The 24,889-nt window shown below is 60.2% G+C and carries 26 protein-coding genes and 2 pseudogenes; 13 read left to right on the top strand and 15 right to left on the bottom strand.

The annotated features are described in order from the left end of the window. From NKJ08_RS12315 to tatB, 10 genes and pseudogenes are all read right to left on the bottom strand, one after another. Positions 1-270: UPF0149 family protein (locus NKJ08_RS12315; RefSeq protein WP_352781860.1), on the bottom strand; the 270-nt coding region annotated here is incomplete at its 3' end. A gap of 71 nt (positions 271-341) precedes the next feature. Next, the gene (gene tnpC / locus NKJ08_RS12310) at positions 342-1,916 is read right to left on the bottom strand and encodes an IS66 family transposase (protein ID WP_352780890.1); all 1,575 of its coding nucleotides are present in this window, start codon (positions 1,914-1,916) and stop codon (positions 342-344) included. 48 nt (positions 1,917-1,964) lie between these two features. Then, the gene (tnpB, locus tag NKJ08_RS12305; protein ID WP_352466297.1) at positions 1,965-2,318 is read right to left on the bottom strand and encodes an IS66 family insertion sequence element accessory protein TnpB; all 354 of its coding nucleotides are present in this window, start codon (positions 2,316-2,318) and stop codon (positions 1,965-1,967) included. Next, entirely contained in the window at positions 2,315-2,782 is a 468-nt protein-coding gene (gene tnpA, locus NKJ08_RS12300; RefSeq protein WP_352466296.1) for an IS66-like element accessory protein TnpA, read from the bottom strand. Before tnpA ends, tnpB begins: the two co-directional genes overlap by 4 nt. A gap of 44 nt (positions 2,783-2,826) precedes the next feature. After that, positions 2,827-3,228 (bottom strand): annotated as a pseudogene (locus NKJ08_RS12295) (ABC transporter permease); the annotation flags it as partial. An 88-nt stretch (positions 3,229-3,316) separates the two neighbouring features. Beyond that, a complete protein-coding gene (locus NKJ08_RS12290; protein ID WP_348625954.1) occupies positions 3,317-3,994 on the bottom strand; it encodes an ABC transporter ATP-binding protein in 678 nt (225 codons plus the stop codon). Between the two features lie 36 nt (positions 3,995-4,030). After that, positions 4,031-4,501: a hypothetical protein gene (locus tag NKJ08_RS12285; protein ID WP_352781859.1), complete on the bottom strand. Its 471-nt coding sequence runs from the start codon at positions 4,499-4,501 to the stop codon at positions 4,031-4,033. Positions 4,502-4,595: 94 nt separating this feature from the next. Beyond that, a pseudogene (locus NKJ08_RS12280) lies at positions 4,596-6,339 on the bottom strand (alkaline phosphatase). A gap of 429 nt (positions 6,340-6,768) precedes the next feature. Further along, on the bottom strand, positions 6,769-7,701 hold the full coding sequence (locus NKJ08_RS12275; protein WP_352781858.1) for a CDP-diacylglycerol diphosphatase: 933 nt from the start codon (positions 7,699-7,701) through the stop codon (positions 6,769-6,771). Next, complete coding sequence (gene tatB, locus NKJ08_RS12270; RefSeq protein ID WP_352781857.1) at positions 7,676-8,044, bottom strand: Sec-independent protein translocase protein TatB; 369 nt, start codon at positions 8,042-8,044, stop codon at positions 7,676-7,678. Before tatB ends, NKJ08_RS12275 begins: the two co-directional genes overlap by 26 nt. A 226-nt stretch (positions 8,045-8,270) precedes the next feature. Here tatB and NKJ08_RS12265 point away from each other — a divergent pair, with 226 nt between their 5' ends. Both NKJ08_RS12265 and NKJ08_RS12260 read left to right on the top strand, forming a co-directional pair. Further along, on the top strand, positions 8,271-8,837 hold the full coding sequence (locus NKJ08_RS12265) for a hypothetical protein (protein WP_352452000.1): 567 nt from the start codon (positions 8,271-8,273) through the stop codon (positions 8,835-8,837). 282 nt (positions 8,838-9,119) lie between these two features. Further along, positions 9,120-9,437, top strand: a complete 318-nt coding sequence (locus NKJ08_RS12260) for a hypothetical protein (protein ID WP_352495680.1) — start codon at positions 9,120-9,122, stop codon at positions 9,435-9,437. Positions 9,438-9,561: 124 nt separating this feature from the next. Here the strand turns inward: NKJ08_RS12260 and NKJ08_RS12255 are convergent, their stop codons facing one another. Continuing rightward, entirely contained in the window at positions 9,562-10,164 is a 603-nt protein-coding gene (locus NKJ08_RS12255; protein WP_352508708.1) for an inorganic diphosphatase, read from the bottom strand. A gap of 537 nt (positions 10,165-10,701) precedes the next feature. Here NKJ08_RS12255 and NKJ08_RS12250 point away from each other — a divergent pair. Both NKJ08_RS12250 and NKJ08_RS12245 read left to right on the top strand, forming a co-directional pair. After that, positions 10,702-12,057, top strand: a complete 1,356-nt coding sequence (locus NKJ08_RS12250; RefSeq protein WP_352781856.1) for a multicopper oxidase family protein — start codon at positions 10,702-10,704, stop codon at positions 12,055-12,057. A 294-nt stretch (positions 12,058-12,351) separates the two neighbouring features. Beyond that, entirely contained in the window at positions 12,352-12,657 is a 306-nt protein-coding gene (locus NKJ08_RS12245) for a hypothetical protein (protein WP_352495683.1), read from the top strand. An 80-nt stretch (positions 12,658-12,737) separates the two neighbouring features. Here the strand turns inward: NKJ08_RS12245 and NKJ08_RS12240 are convergent, their stop codons facing one another. Continuing rightward, positions 12,738-13,358 (bottom strand): transglutaminase-like cysteine peptidase, encoded by a 621-nt coding sequence (locus tag NKJ08_RS12240; RefSeq protein ID WP_352781855.1) that lies wholly within the window; start codon positions 13,356-13,358, stop codon positions 12,738-12,740. 230 nt (positions 13,359-13,588) lie between these two features. On the opposite strand from NKJ08_RS12240, the gene NKJ08_RS12235 reads away from it, so the two are divergent. Beyond that, positions 13,589-14,116 (top strand): DedA family protein, encoded by a 528-nt coding sequence (locus tag NKJ08_RS12235; protein WP_352452006.1) that lies wholly within the window; start codon positions 13,589-13,591, stop codon positions 14,114-14,116. A 241-nt stretch (positions 14,117-14,357) separates the two neighbouring features. Here NKJ08_RS12235 and NKJ08_RS12230 read toward each other — a convergent pair whose 3' ends face one another. Beyond that, complete coding sequence (locus tag NKJ08_RS12230; RefSeq protein WP_352781854.1) at positions 14,358-15,188, bottom strand: universal stress protein; 831 nt, start codon at positions 15,186-15,188, stop codon at positions 14,358-14,360. Positions 15,189-15,655: 467 nt separating this feature from the next. On the opposite strand from NKJ08_RS12230, the gene NKJ08_RS12225 reads away from it, so the two are divergent. Then, entirely contained in the window at positions 15,656-16,465 is an 810-nt protein-coding gene (locus tag NKJ08_RS12225) for an IclR family transcriptional regulator (protein WP_352781853.1), read from the top strand. Positions 16,466-16,564: 99 nt separating this feature from the next. Beyond that, positions 16,565-17,620, top strand: coding sequence for a tetratricopeptide repeat protein (locus NKJ08_RS12220; RefSeq protein WP_352781852.1), 1,056 nt, complete (start codon positions 16,565-16,567; stop codon positions 17,618-17,620). A gap of 647 nt (positions 17,621-18,267) precedes the next feature. Here the strand turns inward: NKJ08_RS12220 and NKJ08_RS12215 are convergent. Further along, complete coding sequence (locus NKJ08_RS12215; protein ID WP_352781851.1) at positions 18,268-18,489, bottom strand: hypothetical protein; 222 nt, start codon at positions 18,487-18,489, stop codon at positions 18,268-18,270. 139 nt (positions 18,490-18,628) lie between these two features. Next, positions 18,629-19,975: a hemolysin family protein gene (locus NKJ08_RS12210; protein WP_352781850.1), complete on the bottom strand. Its 1,347-nt coding sequence runs from the start codon at positions 19,973-19,975 to the stop codon at positions 18,629-18,631. 11 nt (positions 19,976-19,986) lie between these two features. On the opposite strand from NKJ08_RS12210, the gene NKJ08_RS12205 reads away from it, so the two are divergent. The 6 genes from NKJ08_RS12205 to NKJ08_RS12180 all read left to right on the top strand — a co-directional run bounded on the left by NKJ08_RS12205 (position 19,987) and on the right by NKJ08_RS12180 (position 24,875). Then, positions 19,987-20,223 carry a hypothetical protein gene (locus NKJ08_RS12205; protein WP_352781849.1) on the top strand — a complete coding sequence of 79 codons (237 nt, stop codon included), beginning with the start codon at positions 19,987-19,989 and terminating at the stop codon, positions 20,221-20,223. Beyond that, positions 20,220-20,360, top strand: a complete 141-nt coding sequence (locus NKJ08_RS12200; RefSeq protein WP_352781848.1) for a hypothetical protein — start codon at positions 20,220-20,222, stop codon at positions 20,358-20,360. Before NKJ08_RS12205 ends, NKJ08_RS12200 begins: the two co-directional genes overlap by 4 nt. A 31-nt stretch (positions 20,361-20,391) precedes the next feature. Beyond that, positions 20,392-21,066 carry a response regulator transcription factor gene (locus NKJ08_RS12195; protein ID WP_352623835.1) on the top strand — a complete coding sequence of 225 codons (675 nt, stop codon included), beginning with the start codon at positions 20,392-20,394 and terminating at the stop codon, positions 21,064-21,066. Further along, complete coding sequence (locus NKJ08_RS12190; RefSeq protein WP_352781847.1) at positions 21,053-22,459, top strand: sensor histidine kinase; 1,407 nt, start codon at positions 21,053-21,055, stop codon at positions 22,457-22,459. The genes NKJ08_RS12195 and NKJ08_RS12190 overlap by 14 nt, the downstream gene beginning before the upstream one ends. 26 nt (positions 22,460-22,485) lie before the next feature. Beyond that, entirely contained in the window at positions 22,486-23,559 is a 1,074-nt protein-coding gene (locus tag NKJ08_RS12185; RefSeq protein ID WP_352781846.1) for an ABC transporter substrate-binding protein, read from the top strand. 212 nt (positions 23,560-23,771) lie between these two features. Beyond that, the gene (locus NKJ08_RS12180) at positions 23,772-24,875 is read left to right on the top strand and encodes an ABC transporter substrate-binding protein (protein WP_352781845.1); all 1,104 of its coding nucleotides are present in this window, start codon (positions 23,772-23,774) and stop codon (positions 24,873-24,875) included. Positions 24,876-24,889 lie beyond the last annotated feature (14 nt).

Genomic DNA, 24,889 nt, shown 5'->3' with positions numbered 1-24,889 from the left:
CGGACGCCAGGTCTCCGGCGTTTCGCCGAGCCCGACCGAGATCCGGTTATAGTTGGCAACCAGCGTCTGAACGGCGAGCGCCTCGGTTGTACCTTCGAGCGCCATCAACGCTTGCTCGCCTGCAAACAAAGGAATCCATTGGCGCGGGTCGATAAAGCGCGGACCGATGATGAGCGCAGTCAGATAGCCGTCGAGCCCATCCATGCCGAAGACCGGCGGATGCGGCCGCTGCTTGTGCAGGAACGTCTCGAAGGCCGCATCGTCCAGCATCGGGCGCGAAGGCGCAATCGAGGACGCCGCAGCGGGCCGAGCGGCGACGGGCCCCCTTGACCGACGAGCGATCATGCCGCCACACGCTCCAGTTGGCCCCGTGCTTCCCGGTCCGTCTTCCAATTCCACGGCAAGAGCTCGTCGAGCCGATTGACCGGAATGGAACCCGAGACGATCTGCTCGAGCACGTCGGCGAGCCAGGTTTCGGGATCGAGACCATTGAGCCGTGCCGAGTTGACCAGTGATGCCAGCACCGCCCATGTCTCGCCACCGCGAGCGGATCCGGCAAAGAGGCTATTCTTCCTCGTCAGGCAAACTGGTTTGAGCGAACGCTCGACAACGTTGCTGTCGACTTCGATCCGGCCGTCCTCGAGGAAGGCGATCAGCCCATGCCAATGCGCCAGCGTGTAGGCAATGGCCTTGCCGAGCGACGACTTGGCCGAGACCTCATCGATCAGCATCTCCAACTGCTCCTTCAGTGCCGCCATGAGCGGAGCGCTCTCGGCCTTGCGCACCGACAGGCGCTGCTCGGCGCTCATGCCGCGGATGCATTCCTCGATCCGGTAGATCTCGGCAATAGCGGCGACCACCGCCAGCGCCTCGCTCGAGCCCGTCGTCTTGACCACCTCGACGAACTTGCGCCGAGCATGGGCCAGACAAAAGGCAAGCTGCAAGGGTGCGATATTGCTCTTGCGCCGCCGCTTCGCCAGGCTCTTGTAGGCCGCATAGCCATCGACCTGCAGAATGCCGTCGAATGTTGAAAGCTGTGCCTCGATCTCTCCGGTTCCCCGGCTTTCTGCAAACACATAGCCGACTGCCGGCGGTGCCGGTCCCTGCCAGGGACGATCATCGACGGCCTGCGCCCACAACTGGCAGACTTTCGTCCGCTTGCGTCCCGGATCAAGTCGCGGCAGAGGCGTTTCGTCACAAAACACCCGCGGCTGCGAGCGGATGAAGGCAAGCAGGCGATCGTAAAGCGGCCTCAGCCACCAGGCGGCCCGTCCGACCCAGCCGCCGAGCGTGCCACGGTCGAGATTGATGCCGTAACCCGAGAAGATCTGCGACTGGCGATAGAGAGGAAGATGCCAGGCGAACTTGGAGACGACCACATGCGCCACCAGCGCCGTCGTCGCCATGCCCCCGTCCATTACTCGCGCTCGCGCCGGCGCCTGGACGACATGGGCCTCACAGGCCCGGCAGGCGTATTTGGGCCGGATCGTGCGGATCACGCGTAGCAGTGCCGGAACGATATCGAGGGCCTCACTGATATCCTCGCCGATGCGATGGAGGGGAAGTCCGCAACACGAGCAGACCGCGCTCTGCGGCTCGATCACTTCCTCGCAGCGCGGCAGATGCTTCGGCAGGGCACCCATGTTGCGCGACGCCGACCGGTGCTTGCGTCGCGGCCGATCCTTGTCTTCGACGGCATCGTCGTTGGCCGCGGCCGGCACCTCGCAGAGGTCACCGAGATCGAGCGCGATCTGCACCGGATCGAGCACGGCCAGCTTCTCCGATTTTACCCCGAAGATCATCTGCCGAAGCAGATCGGCATAGACGCGCAGCTCCGCGTTCTCGGCTTTAAGAGCCAGAACCATTCTCTGCAATTCGGCAGGATCCGATGGCAACGAATCAGGGCGGGGCGACATGATCAACCCTACCAGGCGACCCCGAATCTTCAAGCAAATCCAGTCACTTCACGCCGCTCTGACCGGTCTTTTGACGTGTTTCTTCGCCACCCTCGTCCAGTCGAGGCCAGCCACCAGAAGGGCGAACTCCTCGCGCGTCAGCCGGACCTGGCCGTCGCGGATCGGCGGCCAGGTGAAGCGCCCCGATTCGAGCCATTTCGAGGCCAGAACCATGCCGCTTCCGTCCCAAAAAAGAAGGCGCAATCTGTCGCCGCGCTTGGGGCGGAAGACAAAGACGTCACCGCAATAGGGATCGGCTGCAAGAGCCGAGGCGACCAGGGCAACAAGGCCATTGATGCCGCGGCGGAAGTCGACCGGCTGCGTCGCCACCACCACCTTCACGTCGCCGGCTAACGCAATCACTGCGGCACACGCAAGGCACCCACGATGGCGGCCGCCAGGGCCGGATCGACCGAACCCGTCAGGACGAGGCGGCTTTCACCGATCTCGAGCTCGATCCGACCGGTCGACCTGGGCGCCTCCTTATTCCGTGCGTCACTATGCTCGAGCTGTCGCTCCTCGCCCGCGATCGTAATTGGCACAAACTGCAGGGCTGGCGTCGTCTCCGCAGCCGCTTTCGCCTGCACCAGCCCCACGTGCCGTCGCCAGACCGAAAGAAGACCTCGATTGATCCCCCAACGCCGCGCGACAGCCGAGATGTTGGCGCCCGGCTCCGCGCTTTCCGCAACAATCCGCGCCTTCTCCGCCGGCGTCCAGCTGCGCCGTTTCCGCCGGCCTGTGATCACCTCGACCCGGCGATAGTGACCCTCTTCATGCCTGCCTTGATGACTGTCTTGATGACTGGCATCAGGGTCCTCCCACTCCATGCGCCTGCGCTCCTCGCTGCCGCAAATCAGGCGGCAAATCTCCCCAGTGCATAGCCCTCAGGCAAGATGGGGTGCTCGTCACGCTCACCGTCGACCAGCGCTTGCGTCGTGCCGACGATCGGGAAATCCTCGACGAAATCACCGAACCCGACGGGGGCCGCCCAGGCCACACGTTCGTCCCTGATCAGCCCCGCCAGTACATTGCCCGGCATGAGCGTCAAGGGCGCTGCCTGTAGGAACACGGCGGACAGCAGCAATTGGGTCTCGCTGCCGGGCGCGCCGACGACCAGATCGAAGGCGCCCGCCGCACGTGCGCTACCCAACCGAAGCGCCCGCTCGCCGAGCGTGACAGCGACGCCGAGCGCGGTCGCGAGCGCGATGAGCAGCGCCACCGCAGCCACGCCGATCCAGTGTCGCTTCAAGTCCGCAGCGATAAACCGCAACAAGGGTCATTTCCTTCGCGTGAGGGCGGCCGCAGAACCGGCAGTATGGTTACCTCGGCTGATCGGATTCGCGACCGATCGTGCGCGGACGTCAAAGAAACGCCTCATCATGCGTGGCCGCGGGCTTGCCGGTGTCGCTGACGACGGCGCCAGACTCCAGATGGATCACGCGATCGAGGCCTTCGATGAGGCGTTTTTGGTGGCTCGCCACGATCAGCGTCGCACCCGCCTGGTTGGAGAGTCGCAGCAACAGGTCCGCGACAGAGGCCCCAGAATCGGCATCGAGACTGGCTGTCGGTTCGTCGGCCACGATGATTGCCGGCCGCCCGACCAATGCCCGAGCCACCGCGATCCGCTGCATCTGTCCACGAGACATGGTTTCGACCGGCTGATCGGGACGATCTATATCGACCAGCTCGAGCAACTGCATGCCGTCCGCTCTGAAGTCGGTATTCGAACGGAGCCGCGACAGTCGGCTCGGCAACAGCACGTTATCGAGCGCCGAGAGGCCGGGGAACAGGTGGATCTCCTGCATGACAAGGCCGACATGCATAGCGCGCCAACGGTCGCGACCAGCTTCCGAAAGACCGGAAAGATCGGTCTCGCCCCATCGAACCGAACCCTTCCGAACGCGATCGAGTCCGGTGACGACGTTCAGGAAGGTCGTCTTCCCGCACCCGGACGGACCGGTAACGGCAACCTTTTCGGTTGGCGCGATTTCCAGCGCCGACAGAGCCAGCGCAGGCCTGCCAAGACCCTGAAACGACATCTCAAGGTCACGGATCGTCAAACGGAGCATTTGCGGTCAGGCCGTGCGGAAATGCGCATCGACGATGCGAAGCAGGCTGACGAAGCCGGTTTCCGGGTCGGTCCATGAACCGACCTCCAGCCGCCCGCTCACCTCGATCGGGGCATTGGCCTGCTCGAAGGTCTGCGCCTCGTCGAGGTAGATGACCACGATGTTGTCCGGCCAGTCGGCGTCGGAGGAACAGAACGGGCAAAGCGCCATCGGGATTTCCGTGAGCACGAAGAAATTCGCCTCGGCCTTGAGCGGCGGCGCCATGAAGCCTTGCATGGAGACTTCCGCTTCCGCGAGCCCTTTCACCTTGTCCGAAAAGCTGAGCCCGAGAACGCTGATCTTTCCATAGAGCTCATCGAAGCCAAGGGTTGCCGTTGCCGTTGCCGTGGAAGCGGAACTCGCGCCAGTCATCTTGACCAGTGCGACGGCCGAGCCAAGCAGCACCAATTTGCGGCGGGTGATCGGGCGCTGTTTCATAAGCGAAACTTGCTTCCGGCGTTCTGCTCCAGGCGCCGTAGCGTCAGGAGCCATGGCGCGACTTGGTTCATCAAGCCAGATCGGCTAAAGTGCATCAGTTCGTTGCCGGCGCAAGAGCCAGGGTATCGGCAAGCACGCGATAGACGTCGCTCTCTTCCATATAGCCCTTGAATTCCTCGGCGCCAGGGCCGGTCGCCTGGAGCACGACATCGTCAACGGCGTGGACGGCCGTGCCGGCCGTCTTCGGCAGATTGCCGACGCGCAGGACCGCTCCCGGAACGTCCTTGTACTTCTCGTTGGCGATGTACTGCTTCGCCCCGTTCTGCACGGCCGGCTCGAACGGACCATCCAGCTTCGGACGGAAGGTTTCGTAGTAGTCGGGAAAGTTGCTGGCGAATATAGCCAGTCGCCGCGTGACGTCCACCTTGTCGGGATAACCGTCGCCGTTCTCGTCGGTGTAGTTCGGGAAGCCCGCATCGGCATAGACGCCGACCTTGTCGCGCATCTCCTCGCCCGGTTTCTGGTCGTCGATGGTACCGATGATCGACACGCCGTGCGTGTGATCGCCCGTGGCGACGATCAGCGTGTCCGGATGCGTCTTGGCGAACTCCATCCCGGTGCCGACGGCTTTGTCGAACTCGATGGTCTCGAACAGCGACCGCTCCCAGTCCATCGGATGCGACATCTTGTCGACGGACGCCGCTTCGACCATGAGGAAGAAGCCGTCCTCGTCCTTGGAAAGCTGATCGAGTGCGGTCTGCGTCATCTCGACAAGGCCGGGCTGGTTCGGGAACTTCTCGACGCTGCCCTTCTTGAGGAATTCACGGTCGAGTGTCGTGTCCATGTTGCCGGTGTGGAAAAGGCCGAGGATCTTGCCGGTGTTGGTTCCCTTGGCGGCCACGAGTTCGGTCTTGTCGGTCGCCAATGTGTAACCGGCATCCCTGAACATTGCGATGTAGTCCTTGTCGTCCTTGCGCTTCGAGCCCGGCGTGCTCTGCGGCAGGAAGTAGGCGGAGCCGCCGCCAAGGACGATTTCGGGCTTGACGACGAAGAACATGCCGACAATGTCAGCCTTGTCGGCGCGCAGGCGGGTATGGGCGACGACCGCCGCAGGGGTGGCGTCTTCCACCTCGGCGGTTGAGACAACGCCGATCGACTTGTTGCCGGTGCGCCGCAGCGCCTCTGCGATCGTCTCGACCCTGGGGTCGTCAAGGCTGGCCTTGGTGCGATCCGCATAGACGCCGAGCGCGTTGACAGCCGTCTTGTGGCCCGTCATGTAAGCCGACATCGTGTTGGCGCTATCGGTTGAGATCGCATTGGTCGCGGACGTGCCTATGAAGGCCATGTGATCGAGGGTCGTCCATGTTGAGGCGCCCGTTGGTTTTGCCTTCCGTCATGCCCTTCGACATGATGCGGGCGCCGGTGCGATGCGCGACCGAAAGCCCGTCGCCGAGGAAGAAGATGACGTTCTTGGCCTTGGGCGTTGCCGGGGTGCCGAAAACCTGCCAGCTCACCGACTTCATTTCGTCGCCGGCCTTCGCCTCCAGCTTGTAGGTACCAGGCTGCGAAATGCTGGCTGCGCGGATCAACAGCGCCGAAGCGTCGAAATCTTCTTCCTTCTCGAGGAATTCGAATTTCTTGCCCAACACGGTTTCCGCCGGCTGGCCGTTGATCGTAACCGTGACTTGGTCGGCGCTAACGACCTTGTCGAACTCGACCTTCACGTCGAAAGGCGACTGCGCCAGGATCGTGGCCCGATCAAGCGGGTAGACCGTCGCTGCCCCCGCAACGGTGTTCAAGCTTGTTGTTATTGCGAGTGCAGCGATAAGACGGTGCATGGCAGGCTCCGGGTGGGTTCACGGACAATGTTCGGCGATGTCCGTGTCAGCGATGTGACATGGCAGGAAACGCGCGCCGACCAAAAACGACGAATTTGCCACGTGTCGACGTCACAGACCACGAACAAGCGGTCATTATTGCGTCCGAGCGATGACAACCGCGACCCATCTTGCGCGTTTCGAGGCGCATGGTGCGCAGCTCGTCTCGGGCTGTCCCTTCATCGGATCGTCGAAGAGCCGACGTTAGCCGGTGCGGGCCTGCAGATAGGAGAGCATGAGGAACTGCGGGGCGGTCACGCAGCTTTGCTGCGCTGATCGGGTCTTGGATTGTCGTTTGCCATGCCCGGATACCATTCCGCGAAGACTGCTTTGAGACTTCCGTCGAATGTCCGGGTGCGGCTATTGCTTCGCCAGTTGCCTCGTGGGCGCTCAACGCGAGGTGCAGTCGTGATCAAAAAGGCGCTCGGCCGCTGAGCTTTCCCAATTGGTCAGGATGTAAAATCCCGGTCTTGCGCCGGCGAGTTCGGCGCCAACGACGACGACATTTACGTGATGCATGGCGCCCCGGGCCTGCGGCAGGCCGGAAGCGATGATGCCGACTACGTTGGTCGTTTCCAAATCCGGCTTGTCGACTGCCTTGATCCAATAGCGTTTCCCCATCAGAGCCAAAGGGAGAAGCTGCCACGGACCTTCCACCTTCGGCCCCTTCAGGACAAGTTTCTTTTCCACCGACACCGCAACGCAATCGATATGGATGTGGAACTGATCCTGGGATCGCTCAGTCCTGGAATTCACAGCCATGGCGATGGCCGTTCGTGGAAGGTGACGTCCGAGGCTCGCCGAGACCTTGCTTCGTGCTTTCCATGCCCGATTCCAGAGTTGGGAACTGCCCTGCCAACGGACAGACGGGGTTTCAAGGCCGGCAACAGCCGTAAGTGGCGTCAACAGAAACTCGGTCCGGTATCGGGGTGATTTAATGAGAGCTGATCCAGGCACGCCCTGCCTGGGCAGGATCACTTCCTCGCAGGGGAAAGCGCTGCCAAGATGCGCTGCGGCAAGAGCGCAGGTCTGCACAACCTGCCAGAGCGCGTTGCGATGCGCTGAAGCGGAGCCGACGTCGGTGACCGCCGCAGTCAGCAACACGATTGTCAAACAGACCACGGCTGCAGCACGGCAGTGCTGGAACAATGGTAACCTGTGAAGGGATTTTATAGCGAGGGGAATGCCCGAGATGAGGTTTTGAGTCCCGGCGCGCAGTCGGCGAAACCGAAACGGTGAAGGTGGAGCGGCTGGGAGCCTCGCGATGGTTCCGATGGGCGACTGCTCTTCTGCCCGATCACTGGTTTGATGACGTTTCGGCATTAAACCTCGCATCCTTGGCCGTGACCGACGTCAGTTCAGATTCTGCGCCCCGCTCAGCGGCCGGATCGAGATTGCTGTCCTTCCCTACTATGGCCTTGTCAGCGCTTCGCGGCACGTCGTCCATCGCATTCTGAAGCATCGAGCGGGTTTCCTGCAGGTCGAGTTCCTTCTCGGCTTGACGTACGGCGTCGTCAAACTGCTTTCGAAAATCGCCCGCAATCCGATTGAATGTCTTCATCATTGCCCCCGCCGATCGCATGACTTTTGGAAGCTCCTCCGGGCCGAAAACAACCAGCGCCACCACGAAGATAACCAACAGGTGGGTCATGCCAAGTCCGAACATCGGTACGTCCTCTCGCGCATATCGCCGGCAGCGACAACCTCTCCGCGGTTTGCGGCGACCGATCCGGTTGAATGCCTCGACCTACGGCGCCAAATCCAACCATCATACCCTCTCGCCTGAGCCATTCCAGTATGCGGCCGCGGGAATGTCGTTCATACTTCGAGCCATGTGGCACCACTCGTCAACCCGAATATCAGGCGCACGTCTGGTAGGGATATTCGCAACCGTGCTCGCAGCAAGCGGACTCCTCGCTGGAGCCGATGGCACAAGGCCCAGAATATTTGAAGCAGGCGCCTACTCCTTTTCCGACGAACTCGGCGGATTCCGGATCATTGCCGCTTCGGGAGCCGGAACAAGGGCCGATCCCGTCGTGATCACCGAGGAACTCGAGTCGGCAAGCCCGGTAACCCTCACCATACGCGCCATCCGGCCGGTTCAGCCATTCGGTGCCTCCGGCAACTATGCCACCGGGTTCATTTCCCTAAGGATCGTTGCCCTCAACAACAGCGGTCACGCCTGGGTCGAATTCGAGTTCGAGTTGCAGGAGATTCTCAACCAGCCAAGCGATTCCAGCGACGGGCTTTCGTTCGACCAGGCGCGCCGCGAAACGGATGCAATTCGGTCCGATAGTTTCGCCGAATTCAGTCGTGAATTCGAACCTTATGACCATCTTCTGTTCCGGAAAGGCGAGGTCGATCCGCTGAGCACGGTTTCGTTCTCATTCCTGGTGACTGATTTCACGCCGACTGCGCGGCTCTATCTCGTTCAGGACCCGCGCATTCCCTCAACCTGAACGTGTCGCGCATCATCGCGGCCGTTGGTTCGAACAACGCTGCTCGTCATGCATGCCGGCAGTTTGGCAGGTGTCGTTGGGCGCGGCATGCCGATGGATTTGCTGGTCATTTTGGTCGCTTGGCCGTGCCTTTGATTCGGGCCACAAAATACGGACAACAGGGCAAAAACCGACGCGAACGACGATTGAGGATCGTGAGCGCCCGCGGTACGAGTTCTCCGCCGAGTTACTTGTGAAGCGTTCACACTAGCGACAGTTCCGGATCGTGCTATGATCTTGCGCATGAGGACGATCACGGCCTCTTACATTCTGGTTTTCGCGGCGCTCGCTGCAACGCCCGCGCGGGCCGAATGCCAGTGCCTCGCCAACGGCCACATTTTCCATCACGGCGAAATCGCTTGTCTGCAATTGCCGTCAGGTCCTGAACTCGCGCAGTGCGACATGGTTCTCAACATTTCGTCATGGAAAAAAATTCAGGATGGATGCCCCGAGGCGACGGCGCCGTTTGGCTTGCCTGTCAAAGGGGACGAGCAGAAACCAGGCGAAGGCGGAGATAAAGCCAACGATTTGGCTTTATCAACAGCAAACGCCCGGAGCTAAAGCGAAGCGCAGTTTGCGCGCATCCAACAGTGCGACGCAAGCCCAACGCATACCCTAGCGGTGTTCCAACACCGCTAGGAACCAGCCCTATGGATGAGCTTCCTGTTGAGATTCTGCTTTCCTGTCAGTCCTTCTTGTTCCGGTAGCTTTCAATGGCTTTGCCAACCATGTCGATGGCGACGTTGGCGCCACCAAAGCCGTTCAGCTCAACGGCCTTGCGGCCTTCAGGTAGCTGCTTGTAAACTCGAAAGAATGCCTCGATGCGCTGTCGTTCGATGGCCGGAAGATCATCGATGGTCTTGACCCCGTCATATTGCGGATCGATATCCGTAGCCGGCACAGCGATGATCTTGTCATCCGCTTCGCCGCCGTCGACCATGTTGAGCACGCCGATGGCGCGGACTTTGATCAGAGCACCGGGCACAACGGGTTCCCGGGTGAAGACAAGCGCATCCAACGGGTCGCCGTCGCCGCCCAACGAACTGGTAACGGAACCATAGTTGGCCGGATAGACGACCGGCATGGACTGATATCGATCGACGACGACATGGCCTGTCTCGGCATCGATCTCATATTTGGTGAAGCTTCCCGCCGGAATCTCGATAACCGTGTAAAATTCGCTGGTGTCTTTCGGCTGCGGAAAATCGAAAGCTGTGACGAATTCGGCGAAAGCGGGCTGCGTGCCCAGCAGGGCCGCAAGCGCCATGACAGTCGGCAACGCGCGCATGGTTGTCTCCAAAGGTTGGACGGGCAGGGCGCCCTGCATCCGCCTAGCCACCGTATGTGACGGCAGCATTACAGGGTTCCGTTATTGAAATTGGATGACCGTATTTGCACCGATCCTGCGGCGAGCAGAAATGGGCCGAGATAGAGCGCTGACGAGTGATGAGCGTCTATGGGCGTTTGCGTTTATGGGCGTTTAAGAGACGGTGGCCGCTTCAAATGTGCTGTTTCAGGCGAGCCCATTTCCGGCAAGGGGATAGCTTGCGTCGTAACTCCTGCCAATCGGGCACGCTACACCCACAACACGCCGTTCGGCGAGAGCTGCCACGTAGACGCCTCGCGGCTCAGTGCGACGTTGTGTGGCAATCATCAAAAAGCAAGTGAAACTCCAACTTCAGTTGAAGTCCTTCGGAGACTACGCCACCTTGACCTTGAATCATTGCCAGGGTTCGAAATTCGTGAACGAAGAGACAACAACACCACGTCCGCTATACTCCATTGAAAGGGCTGCTTCATGTCGGGAATGTCGCGGAGGGGATTCTTGCTGGGCGGCACGGCAGCAGTAGCTGTCGGCGCTGCAGGCGGGCTGATTGCCGGCAGGGCCGTAGCAGCCGATCTGACCTTGCCGGTTTCAGCGATCAGTCGGTCGATTTTGCCCGGCACCGTCACCAAAGGGATGATGAGTTTCGGTGCGGGCGGGCCGCCGCCCACTCTGCGTTTATTGCGAGGTAGGCCGTTTTCCATAGACGTGGTCAATGATCTCGATGAAGCGACGAGTGTGCACTGGCATGGATTGCGCATCGCCAATGCCATGGACGGCGTGCCTTATCTCACCCAGCGTCCCATCGCGGCGGGCGAAAGCTTCCGTTACACTCTGACACCGCCGGATGCCGGCACCTATTGGTATCATCCGCATTGCAACACGCTCGATCAGATGGCCCGCGGTCTGACAGGCATGCTTGTTGTCGAAGATGACGAAGATGCCGGTTTCGACCAGGATTTGCCGCTCAATATACGCGACTTCCGTCTCGGCGAAGACGGCCAGTTCATCGAATTGTTCAAGGCACGCAACGCTGCGCGCGGCGGCACGCTGGGTACGGTCTCGACAGTAAATTGGGAAGTCACCCCGATTTACGATCTGCCGGCGGGCAGCCTTGTGCGCCTGCGTTTGGCAGTCACGGATGTCACCCGTATCGGCACTTATGACCTCGATGGCGGAACGGCCAAAGTGATCGCTCTTGATGCCAACCCGCTGCCGCAGCCTGTTGCGCCTCGGGGCATTGTCATCGCGCCCGGCCAGCGCGCCGATATCGCCCTCCGCGTGCCTGATGGCGAAGACGAGATCGTCAGCCTGAATCTCAGAACAGCCAAGGGACCTCGCGTTCTCGTCCGATTCCGGCCTATCGGCGCCAGCGCGGGGCGGACGCTTGGCGAACTCAAGCCGCTGCGGCCGAATCGCGTACCGGAGCCGGATCTTGCCGATCCCGAGACAATGGACTTCGTCTTTGGCTGGTCGCCCAATGGTGATGCGCCGGCGCCGGGTGTTTGCGGCACGCTCGGCTACACCTTCTGGTCGATCAACCGCGTCGCCTGGCGAGGGGACGCGCCGGGGCCAGTTGATCCGCTCGCGGCTCTAAGACGAGGCAAAAGCTATGTTCTGCGCCTTCGCAACGAAACGCCGAACGATCATCCGATCCATTTGCACGGTATGTCTTTCCGTCTGCTACGCTCCGACAAGCGCAAAATTGCGTCGCTTGTAACAGATACGGCCCTTCTTAAATCGCAAGAAGTGATGGAAGTGGCGTTGGTCGCTGACAATCCGGGTAATTGGGCATTCCATTGCCACGTCATTGAACATCAGAAGAGCGGCCTGACCGGTTATTTGCGTGTGGAATGACGCGGTCCTCATCCAGGGTTGCGTTGCCGAGGGCGTGAGAGGGTCGAAATTGGGCGAGGCGGAGCGTCCGAGTTCTCGCCGCGCTAATGGCGCTACTGCTCACGGGCGCCGGAGCGGCCGGCGACGGGTGCTGATCTGTGCATCTGATCGAGCCTCTGCTGAGTGGCCTCCCGGGCTCGCTCGCCAACGCCGGTTCCCATGCCACCGCGGTCGCGATTGCGTTCGTCATCATCACGGCGCTGTAGCTCATGCTGGGCGATCTGGCGCCCGCTCCGGATCGTGCTATGATTTCGCATGAGGACGTTCCATGCCTCTTGCATCCTGGTTTTCGCGGCGCTTGTTGCAACGCCCGCGCGGGCAGAATGTCAGTGCCTCGCCAACGGCCGGACGTTCCATCACGGTGAATTCGCCTGTCTGCAATTGCCGTCTGGACCGGAACTCGCGCAATGCGACATGGTTCTCAACATTTCGTCATGGAAAAAAATTCAGAGCGGCTGCCCGGAGGCGACAGCGCCATTGAGTGTGCTCGTCGAAGGGGGCGAGCAGCAATCAGGCGAAGCCGGACACAAAGCCTTAACAACGACGAACACTCCGACCTAAGACGAAGAGCAGGCTGCGCATCAGCCACAGAGATCTCTTTCGGCAAGGCGTCAACTTTGGGGTGAACTGTTACACTACCGTCACTTGATTGCGCTGACCAGCGGGTTGTCGCCATCGAGGGAGACCCAGCGCCCCGTGTCGGTGCCGGCTTGCCTCTTCAGGAAGCGGTAGCCGGTCTGGTCCCAGCGGCGCACCGTGTCGGTGAGGTTGTCGAGGATGAAGTCGCCCGTGTCGGTACGAACAGTCAGCACTGCATGACCCTCGCCGTCGGGCTTGCGAACAACCGTCATCAGCAGATCCGACACAGGAATGCCGCTGTTTATCAGACGGCGACGCTTTTCCAGCGCATAGTCTTCGCAATCGCCGAAACCACTGTCCGGATAAGCCCAGAATTCGTCCTGTCCGTACTGGTCGAGATCGCTCATCGGCTTGACGTTGTTGTTGACCGTCAGGTTAACGCTCGTAATCTGCCGCCAGAGTTTTCCGGTCATGTGCTCCGGACCATTGTCGCGTGAGCGGATCTCACATTCGGCCCGATGGGATTTGCAGAAATCGTAGTGACCGATCGGCTGCGAGGTAAAGCCACCGATCGGCATCGACTGTGAAGCCGTCGCCGCCGACCACGTGGACATTATCGCAATGATTGCAACGACCGCACCGCCGCCCAACCGTACGCCCAACCGCACTCGTGAGGAACTCATCCGACCCGCCCAACCACCTTTGTTAAGAATGAGTTAAGGTCGATCCCGTGGGTTCTGTCAATCAGAGCGGGAGGAAGATCCTTCTGAATGGTTACTTGCGCCGTGTGCGTTGCTCGGCCGCTACACGTCTGCACGATTTCCCTTTCCTGCGCGGCAGGTCTTTGCCAGAGGGACCGATATGGTGAGATGTCAACCGTCGGTCACGCTTGGTGCGAATTGGAAAGTGATGAATGAGCCTCGATGAGGTCACGCAAGCGACGATCGCGTTTATCCGGACGCATGAAGCATGGGGTGTTCCGCTGGTGCTCGTGCTGGCCTTTGGGGAATCGCTGGCGTTCATCTCTCTGTTGTTGCCTGCAACCGTGATCCTGATCGGTGTCGGTTTTCTCATCGGCGAAAGCGGTATCGCATTCTGGCCCCTGTGGCTTGCCGCCGCCATTGGGGCGGCATTGGGGGACTGGCTGTCCTTCTGGATCGGCACGCGGTTGGGAAACGGGGTTTCGCACTATTGGCCCCTGTCACGTTATCCAAACCTCATTCCGCGCGGTCACCTGTTCTTCGAGCGATGGGGGGTGGCCGGGGTGTTCTTTGGGCGCTTCTTCGGTCCTTTGCGCGCATCCGTGCCATTGGCGGCGGGCATCTGTAAGATGCCCGCCTTGACGTTTCAGATTGCCAACATCACCTCAGCCTTCGTCTGGGCCACAGGTATTCTGGCTCCCGGCGCCTTCGGCCTCAAATGGCTGCAGGCGTGGATTTGATGGGCACCAAAGGCGGACCGTCATTGTCTGCCTCTGGCAAGGGCAGGAATCAATCGTAGGCGGCGCGAACGGGTATGCTCCCCAGTTCAGTTCGAGTTCGAATTTCGAAGGCGAAACAATCCGCAACTCAAGAGAATTAGGCACGGTTTCGTCTTGAACTCGTAGCTGGTTCCTTTGACGCCGCTGGCGCAACCGTAGGAGCCAACTTGCCGCCGCTACTCGAGGCCAGATTTGCAGATTTCTAGTGCGACAAAAGGACAGGCAGGCGCAGATCGCCCAGAACGCCCTTGGTTGCGCCACCCACGACAAAATCTCTCATCCGGGAATGGCCGTACGCACCCATGACAAGCAGATCGGCGCCCATGCCGACAGCGCGCTCCTGAAGCGTAACGCCAATGGGGCGATCTTCCGCATCGATTGAGACTCCCTCAGCGGGAAGGCCACGCATTCTCAGGCTTAAAGCAAGGCTTTCGCCAATATCGCGCAGCGGCTTTTCGATTGTCACCGTCAGTACGGTTATCTTTGCCGCACATTGCAGAAACTCATACGCGTCGGCAACGGCCCGGGCCGCAACGCGACTCCCATCCCAAGCGATGATAACATGATCGATTGCACCAACATTTGCGCTTTCCGGCAGAATTATGGTCGGTCGGCCCGAACCAAACAGAACCGCGTCAACGGTCATGCGCGCAGTCTGGTTATTTGGCTCCAACCCAATCAAAGCAAAATCGAAATAGCGTGACTTCACTGCCGCAACATCGCTGACAGATGCCGGCTGAACAGCAATCTCCTCGGTTGTCAGGGACGATCCGACACGTGCCGCTTCAGCTTTCAATGCCTCCAGCAAATCGAGCCCGTGCTTGCGGCTGGTCGCTTCTGTCTCCCGGATCATTTCGGGAAGGTTGATCAAGTATCTCGACACCGGGTTGGAAATACCCGGGATATCGACATTGATCGTTAATGCGTGAAGCGCCGCGCCAATGTGCTTGACCACCGCGATTGCGTTTAAGACGATTTTGGTGGAATTCGCTTCCGGATACGTCACCAGAGGAAGTAAGGCAATCTTATTCATCAAACCTCAGCTCCATGATTTCGGCCGCTGTCGAGCGACCAATGGCCCAACGCGTGTTACACACCTCAAGCCTCCTACTTCAGCCCGCCAAAAAACTCAGACGACCGAGGTTCGCTATCGCCTACCTCGATATTCCAAGGCGATCTTGCGCCGCATCGATTCCGTCCTGAACGGTCGTGGCTATAATGGCAGGCATCGATGACGAGAAATGTCAACAAAGATTAGCCCGTTTGTTGCCATGAGCGCAGTGGCGCCCGCAAGCATTGTTTTGACAGTAGCGGCAGCCGAGGATGTGGCGGAAACTCCGCTGTTCACGATCCGCGCCGGGGACCATCGGGGTTTGACATCTGGAGATCCGCGTTCTGCGATCATCCTCCTGAATCCGGATACCGGCCAAACCTGGATGCCTAGCGAAGCTGTAACGCAGCCTGCCGCAACCGACGCGCCAGTGTTGTGCTCCCTACATTATGTCCGGCAGGCTCCAAGCAGACACAAGAGCGGGAGGGGTTGAAGCTGTCGATCGCGCGCTTTCGATCCTCGGGTGCTTCACAGAGCGCGACGAAGGTTTAAGCTTGGCCGAGATTTCTTCTAGAACAGGCCTCTACAAAAGCACGATCCTTCGGTTAACGGAATCCCTTGTCCGGAGTGGCTACATTGTTCGCATGGCGGACAAGCGCTTTGCTGCCGGCCCTACGCCGATGATATTGGGCTCATTCTACCGTCGTCGTTTTAAGATGGAGGCCTTCGTTCGGCCTCTCCTTTTGAGCCTTGTTGAACGGGCGAATGAAAGCGCATCGTTTTTTCGAAAGGAGGGAAATCGCAGCATTTGCCTGTTTCGTGCAGACTGTCGCCATTTGATCCGGGATCAAATCCGAGAGGGCGATGTGCTTTCGCTTGACCATCATGCAGCTGGCCAAGTGCTTGCTCGGTTTAGTCTCGCTAAGCCTAGAATGCGAATAGCTCTTATGGCGAAGATTCCGTTTGTATCGCTCGGGGAGGGAGATTCTGAAACAGCGACGATGGCCGTACCGGTTTTTTCTGGCAGCGAGGGCCTTGTCGGAGCGCTGGCTGTTTCTGGACCGCTGACCAGATTTACACCGGAAAAGCTGGTCAACATGAGACCACTTTTGCTGGCGAACGCCTATCGACATCCCTTGCGAGTAGCCAATATTTACAAGCGCGCTCATAGAATGGTCGCCACTAGCGCGTGTGTGCCCAAGGGCACGGGAGCAGCAGTTGGGGCGGATTGGTGGCCTTTTTGCCTTTGGAGCGGTTAAGCGTGATGACAAGCGAGGCTGCAAATCGGCTACTCTGCTCGATTTATGGCAAGCGGCCCCGCCAAACATGATTGGAATCGACATCGGGCGCTTGAGGACATGACTGCCAGTGAGTGTCCGAGCAACAACGCGCACAATCAAAGCGATAGTGGCGATCTGATCCGCTGGGCGGTGGCTGCTTTCAATTCCGGTAATCACGACCAAGCGATGCATCTGTGCGCATTGGGCCTGGGGCAGCACCCGGGCGATCCAGCGCTTTGCCATCTTCTGGCGGCGGTCCTGTTCGCAAGAGCAGACATGCCGGGGGCCCGTGCGCGCATCGAAGCGAGCCTTGCCGTTCGCCCGGACAATGTGCCTGCCTTGATTCTGGCATGCAGGATTGCCCGTGCCGAAGGCAGGTTTGAAGCGGCGTTGCAACAGCTGGATCGCGCAGCCAAGCTATCATTGCAGGCGGAAATCCTCATCGAGCGAGCACGTACCCTTGATCAGGCAGGCGACGCCCCGGCCGCGCGCGAATGCTGGACACTTGTCTTGCAGCGGGATCCGAAATCCCAGGAGGCAGCGGCGCGCCTCGGGCGCCTTGCCTGGCAACGCGGTGCGCCTGCCGAAGCGGAGGGCTTCCTCGAACGCGCTGCCGCCGGCGGTGGGCATCCGGCTGCGTGGTTTGACCTCGGGCTGGTGCGTCAGGACATGCGCAAGTTCGGCAGCGCCGCTCAAGCCTATCGGCGGGTGCTGAAGATGAGTCCGGACGCCCCGGAAGCTGCCGTCAATCTGGGTGTCGTCCTGCAGGAAGTCGGCGACCTCGACGGGGCCATGGCTGCGTATTCGATTGCCTTCTGCGCCCATCCACGTTCGGCGACATCGCCATGGCACTCACATCGGCGTCTAGCGGCCGGCTGTGGCTTGATGAGGAAGCGCTGTGTCGCTCACTCGCTGGTGGAGCGTCCCCGCCTGGCGCGAAACCGCTTGCGGTACACACCGGGCGTTGACAGGACATCCGTGACCGTCTGCGCATACGATGCCTGCCGCTTTTCGTCGAACACCTCGTATTCCAGCTGCGGCCCAATCCGTGGAACCGCAAAGCACTGCGCGACCGAGGTTCCTTTCCTGAGCACGCCGGAAACTCGGGCTCAGTCCAGACCGCCGGGAAATTGATGCCTCCATCGTTGAACCGGTCGGAATCCACCAGGCCCGTCACCAGCCTGAAGGGAAGATCCTCGCGATTGACCGGATGCGTCGCGAAGAGCGACCAGCCGTTCTCGACCTGTATGGTCCAGAAGCTGTTGAATTTGAGGGCGGCTTGACCGGGAGTGGCAAACGGGCTGCCGGCGAGTTGCCCCGGCGTGTGGAAGCTCAAAGGCGCTCGGGGATGGTTCCCGGTGACCGGGTCTGGAATCTGCCAGTCCCAGGAAAAGGTCCGTTTGTCGACGAGGACGTCGCATGGCAGGAGGATCATGAAGCCATAGGTCATTGCGTCGATGATCGGCGGGCACTGCTTGAGCGTACGAATGTCGCGGCCGTGGATCGCCGAAAAGGAAGTGGCGGGCATTGCGCGCAGCCAATCCGGTAGAGCGCCGCGCGCCAGGATCGGGCGTGGCAAATGCTCGACCAACATTGGATCACATCGGAAAATGACACGCATCGTCGTCTCCCGGCATTGCGGTACCATGATTGCCGATCACACTCCAAGCGGCGATAAGGTAAGGGCAATGCTCCGTTGACACTTTGGACAAGTTGGCGAGTTTTTCTTCAATACAGGCGAAACCCAGCCGTCCGCTAGCCCCAAGCCGTTCCAAAGGCCATCAGGGAAGGGAGCAACGCAGGTAACAAACTGCCGCGTCATCATGACCAACGGCAGAATCACCACCACGACTGCCGGGTTTACGGGATAAACGAAGGGCGCCGCCGAGCAACCAGGGAAAGATGAAAATGACGACGCCAACGACAATAACAATAACATGCAGGCGAAAAAGCTCGCAAATATCCGCCAGCCACCGTGTCTTTGCGAGAGCGACCGTCGACATCGTCGCTTGCGAAAACGAGGCAGCATTTTGTCGTCACGACAATCCGGGAATCCTGTCCCGCCTGATGCGTGATTTTCGATGATCGTTGAACGGGTCTCGGGGATTGTGCCACGTCTGCCTTGCAGGAACCCGGGCATTCTTACTCCGATGTTTCTTGCCGCTCCGTGGGAGAGTTCCTTCGTGCGAGCAGTTTCTCGATCCGCCGGCCATCCATGTTCACGATCTCGAAGTGCCAGCCGCCATAATCAAAATGTTCCCCGACCTCAGGCAGATGCCCTAGTCGAAACAGGGCAAATCCTGCGATCGTATGGAAGTCGCCTTCAGTTGGCCGTGCTCGAAAACCAAGGCGATCGAAGGCGTCCTGGGCCGACATCATACCATCCACGAGAAGGGAGCCGTCTTCACGCTCGACGATATCCGGCTCTTCGCCTTCAATGTCTGGCAGGTCGCCGGCGATGGCTTCGAGCAAATCGGTCTGGGTAACAATTCCTTCCAGGCCTCCGTACTCGTCGAGGACCATTGCTACCCTGACGGGCGCCTTCCTGAACTGCTCCAGCACCTTGAAGATCGGCGTTGATTCATGAACGACGAGCGGCTCACGGATGATCGCCATCGGATCGAGAGGCTGGCCGTCAAGGACTTGGTCGAGCAAGTCCTTCTTCAGGACCATGCCGAGCGGTTCATCGATACCGCCCTTGCCGACAAGGAGTTGCTCATGGCGGCAATCGCGGATCGTACGAAGAATCTCGGTTCGGTCATCGTCCACGTCGATCCAGTCGATATCCGGCCGAGGCGTCATGATGTCGCTGATGCGGCGCTCGCCGATATTGAAGACCCGCTCGACCATCTCCCGCTGCGCCTGCTGCAACAGCCCGCCTTCCTGACTGGCCGAGATCAGAAGCTTCAGCTCGTCTGGCGAGTGCAATGAATCCTCACCGGTTCCCGGGTGCAGGCCACAGAGTCGCAGAACGAGGTTGCCGAGACCATTCAGCATTAGAATCGCCGGCCTGAGCAGGAAGAGGAACAGACCGAGTGGACGCACGACCCAGAGCGCAGTGTCTTCGCTGCGCTGGAGTGCCAGACTTTTTGGTGCGAGCTCGCCAAGCACGATGTGAAGCGCGGTGATGATGATGAAAGCGATCGCGACGGCGACAGTATGTGAGCCCGCAGTCGCCAACGACCCCAGCAGCCCGACGAGGAGAGGCTCGACGAGATGCGCGAGCGCAGGTTCGCCGATCCAGCCGAGTGCCAGCGATGAAATGGTGATGCCGAGCTGGGTCGCCGCCAGATTGGCATCGAGGTTGTCGACGGCCCGCTGGAGCGCTGCCGCGTTCAGCCGCCCAGCCGCGGCAAGTTCGGCAACTCGGCTTCGGCGCACGGCGACCAGGGAAAACTCGGCGGCGACAAAGAAGCCGTTTGCGCCCACGAGTAGGAGAACCGACAAGATTCCAAGAATGTCGCTCAAACTGCCATCGCCTGTCGGCATGATATCCTCTTATGACGCAATTGGGTACGTTCTCTGAAGCGCAATTGATGGCATTGCGCAATCGCTATCAGCATCACGATCGCCAGAAGCATAATCCCCTGATGGCGATGGTGGTGCATCTACCAGCGACTGACCACGGTGCGGTCGAACACGTTGAATGCGGCAAAATGCGTATCCAGCCGTGGCTTGCAGCGCGGGTCATGTACCGACGCGCCCCGTTCTTGGCGTGGATGCAAGGATCAACATGACGGCAGACGACATCGCGCAGCCCGTCGATAAAGCACAAATGATTGGAGAGCTTGAACTGCTGACGGTAACAGGGCTGAAGCCAACGCGTGATCTGCAGATGATGTCAAGCGCCTCTCCGCAAAGAGGCGACGCTTGATAGGCTGCTGCTTCCGTGCAAATGCTCCGGCATGCGAATTCTCCTCGTCGAAGACACGCGCGACGTTGGCGAGGCTATCAGCCGCCGCTTCGAAACGATCGGCCACGCAGTCGATTGGGAGACGGACGGCCGTGCTGCCGCAGAAATCCTCGATTTCACCTGCTACGATCTCGTCATCCTCGACGTCATGCTGCCCAGCCTCGACGGGTTCGAAATCGTTCGAAGGCTCCGGCAGGCAAGAAATACAACCCCGGTTCTGATGTTGACGGCCCGTTCCGAGATAGAGGACCGCGTTGGCGCGCTCGATCTCGGCGCCGACGACTATCTGGTCAAACCGTTCGATTTCCGCGAATTGGAGGCGCGCGCCCGTGTTCTGCTGCGGCGAAAAAGCGGCGAGGCGACCAACATCGTACAATGCGGCGATGTCGTGCTCGACCGCGGCAGCCGCTCGGTCCGGGTAGGCAGGCGCGAGGTGCAATTGAAACGACGAGAAATGACGTTGCTTGAGATACTGGCGTCGCGGCCAGGCCGCGTCTTCAGCAAGGATGAACTTATCGATCAGCTTTTCGGGTTTGACGAGCCGGTCAATCAGAACGCGATCGAACTTTATGTCGGGCGGCTGCGCAAGAAACTGGAAGGCGCCAAGGCGCAGATCGTCACCGTGCGGGGCGTGGGATATCAGCTGGCTTCCGATGATACCGGCTGAGCCTTCCCTTTTCACGCGCCTGGCGGTCCGCATCTCGCTGGTGCTGGGCCTGGGCGCGGCTCTTCTGGTGAGTGCGGCGTGGTACTACGCACGAACCGCCGCCGATGACGCCTATGACCGGCTTCTGCTTGGTGCGGCCATCCAGATGGCAGACAGCCTTACGGTTGAATCCGGTTCGCTCATCGTCAACCTGCCGGTGTCGGCTTTTGAGCTCCTGGGCCTCGCCAGCCGCGATCGCATCTTCTATCGCGTCATCGACCCTTCCGGCGCGACGCTGACAGGTTATGCCGATCTGCAATTAGAAGTTGATCTGGCAGCAATACACGATGTTCCGGTATTGGAATCGGCGCATTATCGCGGCGAACCGGTCCGCATTGCGGTGGTGGCGCGCGCACTGTCCGATCCCGCCGTATCCGGTTGGGCGCATGTCATCGTTGGACAGACTACGGAAGCGCGCCGCGCGCTCGCAGGTGAACTGACGCTCAGAGCGACCGTCCTGCTGGCAATCATGAGCATATTGGCATTGGCTGGGGCGATGGTGGCCATTCGCTATTCTCTGCAACCGGTCAAGCACCTGGGAGCGACGCTCCGCCGTCGCGATCCACAAGACCTGACGCCGGTAACGGTCGTCGTCCCGCGAGAATTGCGGCCCTTCGTCACTTCCATCAATTATTTCATGAGTCGACTCGACGAGCGCGTGAAACTCCTGCAGCGTTTCATCGCCGACGCGGCGCACCAGATCAGAACGCCGCTGACGGCGCTAACCGCACAGCTCGATCTGTTGAGTCACGCCAAGCTGGACAAGTCGAGCCGCCAGCATCTCGATCGCGTACAGCAGCGCGCCGGTGAGCTTGCCCGCCTGACCAACCAGTTGCTCAGCCACGCCATGGTCATCCATCGTGCCGATTCCGTGCAGCTTCAGCCGCACCACCTGGCAGACGTCGCACGGCGCGCTTTCCGTGCGGCGGTTCCGATAACCATCGATCCGGACATCATCGTCTCCTTCGAGGCGCCTGACGACGAACCTGTCGTGCTTGCGGACGCCGTCAGCCTGCGTGAAGCGATCGTCAATATCATCGACAATGCCCTGCGCCATGGAGTGGTGTCGCGCCTTGAGGTCAGGGTACGCAGCGACGGTACGCTTGCCCATGTCGAGGTCGAGGATGACGGACAGGGCATTCCGCCGAGCGAGTGGGAGCGGGTTACGCAGCGCTTCGAAACGTCCAAATCTCACGACGGCAGCGCAGGTCTGGGTTTCGCCATCGCGTCGGAGGTGGCGGCGGCTCACGGTGGCGCGCTGACCTTCCGCGAGAAAAGCCAGGATGGCGGGAAGGGCACGCAAGGGTTCACCGTCACCTTGACGTTGCCCATCGCCAGGGAGAAGGCAGGGTGATAGCGGGAACATCGCGGACATTCGCTTTGCTGGCTGCAATCGTCTTGTGCATCGATCAGGCGGCAAGAGCTGCTGAAGGAAGCAGCGCATTTTTCCCTTCTCCGCAGCCGGAGAAGGATCGACTGTCGATCCACGCTGCGACCGATCTGGCGGCGATGGAACCACTGATCCGAGATTTTCAGTCCGTTTTCCCCGCCGTGGCAATCGACTACGTTGAATATGTCACCAACGACTTGCAAAAGCGTGCCAGCGAAGCCTGTCGGACGGGCGCGGTGCTGGGCGACATCTTGTTGTCGCCGTCGGTGGACCAACTCGTGAAGCTCGCCAATGACGGCTGCGCGGCGCCGCACGTGTCGGCGGAAACCGCGCATGTCGCCAATTGGGCAAACTGGCGCGACGAGGTATTCGGCTTTACCTACGAACCGGCCGTCTTCGTCTATAACGCCCGCCTCGTGCCGTCCGGCGACGTGCCGCGCACCCACATCGAACTCGCCGATCTTCTCAGGCGGCGGATCGATTTTTATCGCGGACGGGTCGGAACGTTCGACATCCGACTTTCGGGCATCGGCTACCTATTGGCGTTCAGTGATGCGCGGCAGACGACGGCGGTCTACGGTCGGCTTCTGGAAAGCATGAGCCGAGCGGAAACTGTGGTGCGCTGTTGCACCGCGGAGACCCTTCAGGACGTTGCAAACGGGAGCCTATATATAGGCTACAATATGATCGGGTCATACGCCTACGCGGCGGCCAGGGGCAATTCCGACTTGAGGGTCGTTGTCCCGCGGGACTATGCGCTGATACTCAGTCGTGGCGCGCTCATTCCGAAGACGGCACCGAATATGGACGTTGCCAAACGGTTTCTCGACTACGTTCTGTCAGCCCGGGGACAGAAGGTTGCCAGGGATAGCGCCTTCTTCTTTGCCGAGAACGGGCAATTGCCTGAGGGAGCGGACGGCCCGGAAAAACTTGGCGAGTCTGGTATCGCGCGCGCCATACGCATCGGCCCTGCGTTACTTGCCGTACAGGACGAGGCGTTGCGCCGCCGCTTCATCGAGGATTGGAGCAAGTCCATGATCGATGCGCAGGGCCACCGACCGTGACGCGCGTAGGATGCCGCCCCAAGATTTCAACAATCCGGCAGTACGTCGATGTGGCCGCTCCGGCTGTCGTCGACAATCTGATCACGACCCATCGGGCCCAGTCGCCTGAGCAAACCTCGACATCGCCGTGACAGGTTGGTGACAGGTCAGGATGATACTCGCCCTTTGTGCCTCGAGGAGGTACGATTTAGGCGAACTTGGAGGAGACCCTAATGAAAAATCGTCTTGCGACGATGATGGCCGCGTTTTCGCTATCAGCCGCTTTCGCGACGCTTGCCGCCGCTGCCGAGATCCCCGCCGGGTATCCGGACAACTACAAGGATCTGGTGGCCGCCGCCACCGCGGAAGGACACCTCAGCATCTATTCGACGACCGATGCGGCGCTGGTCCAGCCCTTGCTCAAGGACTTCGAAGCAGCATTCCCCGGCATCGCCGTCGAATATTCTGACCTCAATTCCACCGAACTCTACAATCGCGTCATTGCCGAAACCGCTTCGGGCCAAGGCACGGCAGATGTCGCATGGTCTTCGGCTCCCGATCTGCAGATCAAACTTGCCTCAGACGGCTATGCGCAGGAATACAAATCCGTGGAGGCGGCCCACCTTCCGGCCTGGGCGTCCTACAAGGACATGATCTATGGTGCCACCGCCGACCCGGTGACTTTCGTCTATAACAAGCGTCTCGTGCCTGAAGGCGATGTTCCCGCAACCCACGCCGATCTTCTCAAGCTGATGAGCGGGAAGACCGCAGAATATGATGGCAAGATCGCGTCCTACGATCCGGAAAAATCCGGTGTCGGCTTCTATTTCTACAACCAGGACGCCAAGAACTGGACCGATTCCTGGGCGCTTAACAAGGCTTTTGGCAAGGCCCATATCAAGCTCTACAGCTCCGCCGGCTCGATGATCGAGAAGGTCACGTCTGGCGAACATTCCATCGCCTATGGCATCTTCGGCTCATATGGCCTCGCCAAGCAAGCCAAGGACGAGAACCTTGGTGTGATAATCCCGAAGGACTATGTCCTGGTGACCACCCGCGCCACCGTCATTCCGGCGGAAGCCAAGGATCCCAATGCTGCGAAGCTATTCGTAGACTATCTGCTGTCGGCGCGCGCGCAGAAGCTGATCGCCGACGACATCAAGCTCTATGCCGTTCGTGATGACGTTGAAGGGGCAACCACGCTGGCGTCCATAAAAGCCGCCGCCGGTGACAACGTTCACCCGATCGCGCTCGACGACAAGCTGCTCGAAGGTCTCGACGAGACGACACGGCTGGCGTTCCTCAACGAGTGGCAGAAAGCCATGAAGGGCGAGTAATCGCTTGATCGGGA

The organism is Mesorhizobium sp. M0244, assembly GCF_040321795.1.
GTDB lineage: Bacteria > Pseudomonadota > Alphaproteobacteria > Rhizobiales > Rhizobiaceae > Mesorhizobium.
This window is presented reverse-complemented; position numbering and strand designations above follow the sequence as displayed.

What these genes read in the sequence shown, in the direction of transcription:
- tnpC (WP_352780890.1), bottom strand. Translation starts at nt 1,916, where the DNA reads ATGTCGCCCCGCCCTGATTCGTTGCCATCGGATCCTGCCGAATTGCAG.
- tnpA (WP_352466296.1), bottom strand. Translation starts at nt 2,782, where the DNA reads ATGGAGTGGGAGGACCCTGATGCCAGTCATCAAGACAGTCATCAAGGC.
- NKJ08_RS12290 (WP_348625954.1), bottom strand. Translation starts at nt 3,994, where the DNA reads ATGTCGTTTCAGGGTCTTGGCAGGCCTGCGCTGGCTCTGTCGGCGCTG.
- NKJ08_RS12285 (WP_352781859.1), bottom strand. Translation starts at nt 4,501, where the DNA reads ATGAAACAGCGCCCGATCACCCGCCGCAAATTGGTGCTGCTTGGCTCG.
- NKJ08_RS12275 (WP_352781858.1), bottom strand. Translation starts at nt 7,701, where the DNA reads ATGCCGAAACGTCATCAAACCAGTGATCGGGCAGAAGAGCAGTCGCCC.
- tatB (WP_352781857.1), bottom strand. Translation starts at nt 8,044, where the DNA reads ATGTTCGGACTTGGCATGACCCACCTGTTGGTTATCTTCGTGGTGGCG.
- NKJ08_RS12260 (WP_352495680.1), top strand. Translation starts at nt 9,120, where the DNA reads ATGAGGACGATCACGGCCTCTTACATTCTGGTTTTCGCGGCGCTCGCT.
- NKJ08_RS12255 (WP_352508708.1), bottom strand. Translation starts at nt 10,164, where the DNA reads ATGCGCGCGTTGCCGACTGTCATGGCGCTTGCGGCCCTGCTGGGCACG.
- NKJ08_RS12245 (WP_352495683.1), top strand. Translation starts at nt 12,352, where the DNA reads ATGAGGACGTTCCATGCCTCTTGCATCCTGGTTTTCGCGGCGCTTGTT.
- NKJ08_RS12240 (WP_352781855.1), bottom strand. Translation starts at nt 13,358, where the DNA reads ATGAGTTCCTCACGAGTGCGGTTGGGCGTACGGTTGGGCGGCGGTGCG.
- NKJ08_RS12235 (WP_352452006.1), top strand. Translation starts at nt 13,589, where the DNA reads ATGAGCCTCGATGAGGTCACGCAAGCGACGATCGCGTTTATCCGGACG.
- NKJ08_RS12230 (WP_352781854.1), bottom strand. Translation starts at nt 15,188, where the DNA reads ATGAATAAGATTGCCTTACTTCCTCTGGTGACGTATCCGGAAGCGAAT.
- NKJ08_RS12225 (WP_352781853.1), top strand. Translation starts at nt 15,656, where the DNA reads ATGTCCGGCAGGCTCCAAGCAGACACAAGAGCGGGAGGGGTTGAAGCT.
- NKJ08_RS12220 (WP_352781852.1), top strand. Translation starts at nt 16,565, where the DNA reads ATGACTGCCAGTGAGTGTCCGAGCAACAACGCGCACAATCAAAGCGAT.
- NKJ08_RS12215 (WP_352781851.1), bottom strand. Translation starts at nt 18,489, where the DNA reads ATGTCGACGGTCGCTCTCGCAAAGACACGGTGGCTGGCGGATATTTGC.
- NKJ08_RS12210 (WP_352781850.1), bottom strand. Translation starts at nt 19,975, where the DNA reads ATGCCGACAGGCGATGGCAGTTTGAGCGACATTCTTGGAATCTTGTCG.
- NKJ08_RS12205 (WP_352781849.1), top strand. Translation starts at nt 19,987, where the DNA reads ATGACGCAATTGGGTACGTTCTCTGAAGCGCAATTGATGGCATTGCGC.
- NKJ08_RS12200 (WP_352781848.1), top strand. Translation starts at nt 20,220, where the DNA reads ATGACGGCAGACGACATCGCGCAGCCCGTCGATAAAGCACAAATGATT.
- NKJ08_RS12195 (WP_352623835.1), top strand. Translation starts at nt 20,392, where the DNA reads ATGCGAATTCTCCTCGTCGAAGACACGCGCGACGTTGGCGAGGCTATC.
- NKJ08_RS12190 (WP_352781847.1), top strand. Translation starts at nt 21,053, where the DNA reads ATGATACCGGCTGAGCCTTCCCTTTTCACGCGCCTGGCGGTCCGCATC.
- NKJ08_RS12180 (WP_352781845.1), top strand. Translation starts at nt 23,772, where the DNA reads ATGAAAAATCGTCTTGCGACGATGATGGCCGCGTTTTCGCTATCAGCC.